Here is a 340-nt window from a genome sequence, read left to right on the forward strand (position 1 = left end):
TGATAGCAGGCGCGACGATGGTGATCTCTTCATCACCAAACAGACCGTTTTCACCGGCATGAGGATTGACGCCCGCCACCGCAATGCGAGGCTTGTCGAAACCGACGCGGCGCAGGAAGCTGTCGGCCATGCCGATCACCGTCTGAATGCGCTCGCCGTTTAAGGTATCGAGGAACTTGCGCAGCGCGATATGCGTGGTGACGTGAATCACTTTCAGCTTATCGGTGTAGAGCACCATGGCGTAATTTTTGGTGTTGGTCAGTTGCGCCAGCAGTTCGGTGTGGCCGGGATAAATATGCCCCGCCGAGTGCAGCGCCTCTTTATTTAACGGTGCGGTGGC

1 protein-coding gene is annotated in these 340 nt (G+C 56.8%); it reads right to left on the bottom strand.

The annotated features are described in order from the left end of the window. On the bottom strand, positions 1–340 hold a 340-nt coding region (locus tag RTY00_RS17365; RefSeq protein ID WP_312665270.1), incomplete at both ends, for a 4-hydroxythreonine-4-phosphate dehydrogenase PdxA.

Source organism: Pantoea sp. CTOTU49201 (genome assembly GCF_032054795.1).
Lineage (GTDB): Bacteria > Pseudomonadota > Gammaproteobacteria > Enterobacterales > Enterobacteriaceae > Pantoea > Pantoea symbiotica.